Genomic DNA, 7,216 nt, shown 5'->3' with positions numbered 1-7,216 from the left:
GTCGCGAACCCCCGGCAGGCGTGCCAGGGCTGCCTGCACGTGTTCCGCGTGCCCCACGTCGGCCTTGACCAGGACGTACGCGCGTGCCACCGCAAGCCTCCGATCCACCTTCGTGTCGCCATCCCCGAGTCGTACTCGTCGTGCGACCGGCTCCGGCCGGCAACACGGCGGCCGGGTCAGCGGGTACGGGAGCCGGCGCGGCTCCGGCGCCGGGCCGCCCGCGCCCGCTCCGCGAGCCCCGGATAGGCGGCGTCGAACGGGAACCAGGTGTCGGGGTCGGTGTCGACGCGGGCGATCAGCATGGCGATCTGGAGCTCCTGCAGCGCGCGATTGAAGCGCCGCTCCCCGCCCGGCCCGTCGAACCCCGCCTCGGCGCGCAGTTCGCGGTTGGTGATCGGCCGGGTCGCGATGACGCTCAGCAGCCGGCGTGCGTCACGGCTCACCTCGTCCGGCTCGCGGCGCTGCTCCCGCAGGATCTCCTCCAGCCGCTCGATGGTACACAGCATCGCGCGCCCGTTGGCGAGCTTGCCGTAGAAGATCTCGTCCGGGTACGCGGCCGGGAGATCGTTCTTCAGCCGCCAGACGAGGTTCGTACGCTCGCCGAAGCCGCGCTCGCCGGGCTGCTTATCGGGTGCGTCGACGACGTCCCAGAGCGTCGGGTAACCGAGGCGCCCCGACTCGCTGAAGATCAGGCAGAGGCCGACCTCCTCCACGAAGCGCTTGGCGTCCTCCACCGTGCGGACCCAGCGGCCCCGGATGCGTGTGGTGTCAGGCGATGGCGTCGAGCGCACTGGCGAAGATCTCCAGGGTGCGGTCCACATCCTCGTCGGTGTGGGCCAGGGACACGTAGAACTTCTCGCCCGGGTTGAGGAACAGGCCACGCTCGACGCAGGCGAGTCCGAAGGCCCGCGCACGGGCGCGGTCGGTCCTGAGCACGTCCGGGTAGTCGTGCACTGGAGCGTCGGTGAAGAAGACCTGGAAGACCGGGCCGTCCCCGGCGACGACGATGGGGATGTCGCGCTCGGCGGCCAACTCCTTCAGGCCCGACGTGAGACGCTCGGTCGTCGCGTACAGGCGCTCGTAGGTGCCGGGTTCGCGCAGCACGTCGAGTGTGGCCAGCCCGGCGACCGCGCTGATCGGGTTGCCGTTGAGCGTGCCGCTGAGGTAGGCGAAGGGTGCCTTCCCGCGGCGGGTCGGGTCGGTCACGGCCAGGATCTCCGCCGGGCCGGCGACCGCCGCCAGCGGGTAGCCGCCTCCGATCACCTTGCCGTAGGTGGCGAGGTCCGGCACGACCCCGTAGCGCTCCTGACCGCCGCCGTAGGCAAGGCGGAACCCGGTCACGATCTCATCGAAGATGAGGAGCACGCCGTGGCGACGCGTCAGCTCGCGCAGTTCGGCCAGGAACCCGGGCGCGGGCACGAGGGACCGCTGCAGCGGCTCGCAGATGACCGCGGCGAGGCGGTCCGCCTGGGTGGCGATCAGCTCGCGGAGGAGGTCGATGTCGTTCCAACGCGCGACCAGCACGTCGGCCTCCACCTCGCGCGGAATACCGGCCGAGTCCGGGATCGGCCGGGGGTAGTCGGTCGGCCGCGGCGCCATCGCACTCATCAGGGCGTAGTCGTTGACGCCGTGGAAGCCTCCCTCGAACTTGAGCACTAGCGGCTTGCCGGTGTAGGTGCGCGCGATGCGCATGGCGTGCAGGGTCGCCTCCGTGCCGGTGCTGACGAACTTCACCTGCTCGGCGCACGGGATCGCGTCGATCATGCGCTCGGCGAGCTCGATGATCGGCTCGTTGAGCGTGTAGAAGGTCGAGCCGAGTTCGACCTGCCGCTGGACCGCGGCGACCACGGCTGGGTGCGCGTGGCCGATCAGCATCGGACCGGATCCGAGCACGTAGTCAATGAACTCGCGTCCGTCGGTATCCCAGACGCGGCTTCCCGACCCGCGGGCGACGACGATCGCCAGGTCGTCGGGGAGCCGGAAGGTGCCCAGGCACCCGCCGACCGCGCTCGCAGCACGGTGGAGGAGCCGTTCCTGCTCCGCGCTTCGTGGTTGCATCTTGCGGTACTCCTGATTGTTTCGGCGCGGCCGCGCCCCGGGGATCATGCACGCGAGCGGTTGGCCGGTTGCGGCGTATGCTCGCCGCGGGCGACTCCGCTAGGCAGGTTCTGAGGCAGTTCCCACTCGTAGATCGACTTGACGACGCGGGGGATCACGAACGTCTTCGCGCGCAAGACGCCCGGGATGCGGTTGAGCTTCTCGGTCACGAAGTCGTACAGGGCGTCGACCGACGGCGCGAAGAGCTGGAGGCTGATGTCGCGGTCGCCGGTAGTCAGGCCGACGTAGCCGACCTCCTCCAGCTCAGCGACGGTCTGCGCGACCTCCTGAACTCTCCCCAGCTCAACTTCGAGGAAGACATCGGCCGTGACCCCGTAGCCGATGGCCCTCGGGTTGAGCACGGCGACGAGGCGGAGCACGCCGTCGTTCACGAGACGGTCGATCCTGGCGCGAACGGTGCGCTCGGCCACACCAACCCGGCGCGCGATCTCCGCGCTCGGGGTTCGGCTGTCCGCCTGGAGACACGCGATGATCGCACGGTCAATCTGATCAATGGATCTTGCCATAGCCTCTCGCCCTTCGTTCAGCCCTACGTGTGGGTGAGGGCATTGTAAGCGCAAACAGTGGAAAAAGTGAAGAGCTTTCGGTCGAATCGACTGGAATCCGGTATTCGATCGGGGTGCACGGGCTTGAATCAGGGGAGCGACACCGAAGCGGCAGTAGTCCGGACGCGCCCTTAATCCCCACGTGGCACGCCCCTCGGTGGTACGAATGGAGCGTGACAACGTCATCAGGCATCCCGGCCGCCCCGACCTCAGCCTGCCTCCGCCAGCTACGGCGTCTGCCGACCATCGCCGGGATGGGCGGCGGGATGGGCACCGCGTCGTGGTCCGTGCCCGGGGATGGGTGGCCGCTCCGACGCGAGATCCTTCGCTCCGCCGCCCGGCGAGTCTCCACCGGGCGGCTCCGCTCAGGATGACATGTGCACGGGAGCGGATTGCTGGCGGGTAGACCAGGTTAATTCGTCAAGCTCCATAAGCCGGCTGGGAACGACGACGAAGCGTAGCGGGGTGGTGAGCGGAGCATCATCGCCGGCCTGTGCCCGGGGCTCAAGCCGCCGGGCTGACAAGGAAAGCCGGCTGGGATTGCTAGACCGGGCAAGGTGCCGGATCGGATCTGCCCGGATGTGGTCGTCGTAGCCCCTTCAGTGGGCTTACCCACTATTCAGCCCGGCGGCTTGAGCCCCGGGCACAGGCCGACCGGCGGACTCCGAAATAATTTGCCAAACTCCACCGCCCCCGGGCACGGGCCGACCGCGTACACCCACATGATTTGCCAAAGGCCATTACAAGTCGTCGGTGATCGCGGGGACGCTGAAGTGGATGCTGGTGCCGCCGTCGGGTGGTCGCTCGATCCAGATCTGGCCGCCGTGGGCCTCGATGAGGTGCTTGCTGAGGTAGAGCCCCAGGCCCATGCCCGCGGTGTTGCGGAGTACCGCTTGCTTGCCGCGCTGGAAGCGCTCGAAGACGAACGGCAGGTCTTCCTCGTCGATGCCCGGACCGTGGTCGCGCACCGAGACGATGACCGTGCCGTTCTCACCGCGGGCAGCGCTGACCTCGATTGGGGTTCCGGCGGGTGCGTACTTGATCGCGTTTTGCAGCAGATTGCGCACGACCTGATCGAGCCGCCCGGGGTCGCCCAGGGCAAGCAGGTCACGCTCAACGTCGAGGACGAACGGGTGCTTCGGTTCCTGCTCCTGCATCGCGTCGATCGCCCGCTGGAGCAGCGTGCGCAGGTGCACCGGCTCGGAGTCCATGCCGAATCGCCCGGCGCGGATGTTGGCCAGTTGGACCATGTTCTCGACTAGGCCGGCCAGGCGTCGGCTCTCATTCGCGATGTCGGTCAGGATCTCGTGGCGAGTCTGCTCGTCGAGGTCGGCTCCGTTCTGCAGGAGGAGCAGCGCGCCCCCCTGGATGGTCGTCATGGGCGTGCGCAGCTCGTGGGAGATGAGCGAGAGGAAGTCGTCCTTGAGTTGCTCGGCGTCCTTGATCGCCGAGATGTCCTGGAAGACGGCGATGGCGGCCGTGATCTTGCCGGCGTCGCGCACCGGCGCGGCGTTGACGAGCGCGGTGATCACCCGGCCATCGGAGCGAACCATGCGGATCTCACGCCGGGACGTCTCGCCGTAGCGCAGCGCCCGGACCACCGGGATGTCGTCCGGGTTCATGGGTGTGTCATCGACCTGGAACCGGGGGTTGGCTGCCAGGAACTCCTCCAGAGAGAGCGGCGGACGGATCTCCCACCCGAGGAGATGCGCTGCCTGGGTATTCGCCAGTGTCACGCGCTCGGGGTTGGGCTCAACGAGGAGCACGGCCTCCGGGAGCTGGTCGATGATCGCCTGGAGGCGCGCCTGCTGTGCCTCCGCGCGCTGGTATAGCCCGGCGTTCTCAATGGCGACCCCGGCGTACCGCGCCAGCAGCTCCACCAGCCGGACGTCCTCGTCGGTGAAGTCGCGGGCGAATCGCTTTTCGGTCAGGTAGAGGTTCCCAAGGACGCGGCCACGGGACGTGATCGGCACCCCCAGGAAGCTGCGCATCTCTGGATGGCCCTCGGGGAAGCCGTATGCGTCCGGGTTGGTGCGCAGGTCGCGGAGGCGGATCGTCTTCCCCTCCCGGAGCAGGCGTCCTAGAATGCCCCGGCCGTGCGGGATGTGCGGGACCCGTGCCTGCTCCTCCTCGCTCATTCCCGACGCGATGAGCGAGACGATCTCGCCGCGCTCGTTGATGACCCCGAGCGCGGCATAGCGCGCGCCTGCCACGTCGCGAGCGAGGTCGACGATGCGGTGGAGCACCGTGGACAGCTCCAGTTCCCCGGTGATGGCGATGGCGGCGCTGTCGATCAGTTCCACCTGAGCGGCCAGCTCGAGGCGCTTGCGCTCTGCGGTCATCACCTGGCTGAGACCCTCGGCCGCTTGCGCCAGGGCGCGCCTCGCCCGGGCCACGGCCGGCGCGTCCAAGAGCGGGGCGTCGCACGGTGGATCCTCGGGGTGGCGGAAGGGACCGAACAGGACGATCGCCCCGTGCCCGCGGCCGTAACGCGTCGCCAGGTAGCGCCTTCCCTCCACCGCGAACGCGGCAACGCCGTCCGCCTCCTGCTGGGCGCCGAGCGCGTACAGCGCAGCGCGCCGAATTTCCGCGCCGGCGGACGCGAGCGTGCGGGCGGGCACGCCCAGGGCGGTCTCGAGCGCGGCCAGGAGGGGCTGGACGGTGAGCCGTGGCATCTAGCCTTCCTCGCTCGGGGACTCCAGCCGGTAGCCCATGCCGGGGAATGTCGTGATCAATCGCGGGTTTTCGCGGTCGTCTTCGAGCTTGGCGCGGAGCCGGCTGACCCACGTGCGTAGGTAATAGGTTTCGTCGCGGAACTCCGGACCCCAGATGCGCGAGAGCAACTCGCTGTGGAGCATGACGCGTCCCGCGTTGCTCGCGAGCTGGTACAGGAGTTCCCACTCAGTCCGGCTCAGGCGAACCTCTTTGCCGTCCACCGTCACCTGCCGGTTGTTCAGATCGATGGTGACGCGGTCGTACTTGAGCACCTGCGTCGCCGGGGCGACCGTACCCTTGGCCCGGCGGAGGACGGCGGCGACCCGGGCCGACAGCTCGTCCGGGTTGAACGGCTTGGTCACGTAGTCGTCGGCGCCGAGATCCAACCCGCGGATCTTGTCGGCCTGGCCGGAGCGCGCGGTGAGCATGATCACCGGCGTGTTGGCCATCTGCCTGATGCGCTGCATGGCCTCGAAGCCGTCCATGACCGGCATCATCAGGTCCAAAATCACGATGTCGGGCCGCTCGCGCTCGAATATCTCCACCGCCTCGCGGCCGTTCATCGCGGTGACGACGCTGTAGCCATCCGCCTGGAGCTTGGTGCGCACCAACCGCAAGATGGGCGCATCGTCGTCCGCTACGAGAACGAGATCCTTCCGCATACCTGACTCCTTGTCCGGCGGAGAGCGCCACCGGCAGTCTGCTTCAATCCGAAGCATACCCGGCACACCCTTATTCCACCTTCTGGGCGCAGAAAATTGATACGGCTTTGTAACGTCGCGGGTTTCCTCAGAACCGGCGCTGTCACGGCCCGGTTGCTAGGCTCTGATCAGAAGCACTCTACGCACCGCCGAATGCGGGGTGCCCACAGAAAGAGTGTGACGACGATGGACAGAATCATTGTACCGCTGGACGGCTCCCCCCTCGCCGAGCAGGCCCTGGAGATGGCACGCTACCTGGCCCACGCGTTGCAGAGCAGCCTGCTGCTGGCGCATGTCGTGGAGTCACCTCCCGTCCCTGGGATCGCCGAGCCGGACCGGGAAGAGGCCGAACGCTATCTCGCCGTCGTCGCCCAGCATATCGCCGACGTCGACACGGTGCCGGTCGCCACCCGCGTCCTCTTCGGTCCCGTTGCTGAAACCCTGCTGTCGCTGGCGCGCGAACAGCCGAGGACGATGATCGTCATGTCGTCCCACGGCCGCGGTGGGGTGAGCAGGCTCCTCTTCGGAAGTGTCAGCGACCAGGTCATCCGCCGCGCCAGCGTCCCGGTCTTGATCGTACGCGCCCCCCTCATCAGTGGGGACCGGATGCGGCACGTGCTGGTGCCGCTTGACGGGTCGCCCCTGGCCGAGGCGGCGCTGCCGCTGGGCATGGCAATCGCCCGCGCGACCGGCGCGACCCTCGGGCTGGTGCGGGTCGCGGAGGTCTACTCGCTGGCACCCTATGCCGGGCTGAGCGGAACCGTCATCCCCGTCAACGATGACCTGCTCGCGGAGTGGACCGAGCAGGTGCGGGATGAGGCGCGTGCCTACCTCGATGCAATCGTGGAGGAGCATCGCACGCCCGACACACACATCGTCTGGGAGGTCCGCGTCGGCCGCCCGGCTGAGGAGATCATCCGCGCGGCACAGACGACTGGTGCGGATCTGATCGTGATGTCCACGCATGGGCGGGGTGGACTGCAACGCTGGGCATTCGGCAGCGTGACGGACGAGGTGCTCCGCAGCCGCACGGTGCCGGTGCTGGTGGTGCCGCCGGGTGTGCGGGGGGAGGGCGCGTCGGAGTGGGCGCGAGCGGGGACCGCGCCGGTTGAGGCGGCCTGACGTCTGGGGCGGGGA

At 68.5% G+C, this 7,216-nt stretch carries 6 protein-coding genes; 1 reads left to right on the top strand and 5 read right to left on the bottom strand.

Annotation, left to right across the window (positions count from 1 at the left end; genetic code table 11):
• Positions 1 to 176 precede the first annotated feature (176 nt).
• The 5 genes from IRZ30_RS14115 to IRZ30_RS14095 form a co-directional block, all read right to left on the bottom strand.
• Positions 177 to 791, bottom strand: coding sequence for a hypothetical protein (locus tag IRZ30_RS14115; RefSeq protein WP_294086088.1), 615 nt, complete (start codon positions 789 to 791; stop codon positions 177 to 179).
• Positions 769 to 2,058 (bottom strand): aminotransferase class III-fold pyridoxal phosphate-dependent enzyme, encoded by a 1,290-nt coding sequence (locus tag IRZ30_RS14110; RefSeq protein ID WP_294086086.1) that lies wholly within the window; start codon positions 2,056 to 2,058, stop codon positions 769 to 771. The genes IRZ30_RS14115 and IRZ30_RS14110 overlap by 23 nt, the downstream gene beginning before the upstream one ends.
• 44 nt (positions 2,059 to 2,102) lie before the next feature.
• Positions 2,103 to 2,624, bottom strand: coding sequence for an Lrp/AsnC family transcriptional regulator (locus IRZ30_RS14105; RefSeq protein WP_294086085.1), 522 nt, complete (start codon positions 2,622 to 2,624; stop codon positions 2,103 to 2,105).
• Positions 2,625 to 3,403: 779 nt separating this feature from the next.
• Entirely contained in the window at positions 3,404 to 5,338 is a 1,935-nt protein-coding gene (locus IRZ30_RS14100; RefSeq protein ID WP_294086084.1) for an ATP-binding protein, read from the bottom strand.
• Positions 5,339 to 6,040 carry a response regulator transcription factor gene (locus IRZ30_RS14095; RefSeq protein ID WP_294086082.1) on the bottom strand — a complete coding sequence of 234 codons (702 nt, stop codon included), beginning with the start codon at positions 6,038 to 6,040 and terminating at the stop codon, positions 5,339 to 5,341.
• A gap of 225 nt (positions 6,041 to 6,265) precedes the next feature.
• Between IRZ30_RS14095 and IRZ30_RS14090 the strand changes: the two genes are divergently transcribed.
• Entirely contained in the window at positions 6,266 to 7,201 is a 936-nt protein-coding gene (locus tag IRZ30_RS14090) for a universal stress protein (protein WP_294086081.1), read from the top strand.
• Positions 7,202 to 7,216: the final 15 nt, after the last annotated feature.

Origin of the sequence: Sphaerobacter sp. (genome assembly GCF_019683595.1) — a bacterium.
GTDB lineage: Bacteria > Chloroflexota > Chloroflexia > Thermomicrobiales > Thermomicrobiaceae > Sphaerobacter.
The sequence above is the reverse complement of the archived record's forward strand: the minus strand, read 5'-3'. Positions and strand labels throughout refer to the sequence as shown.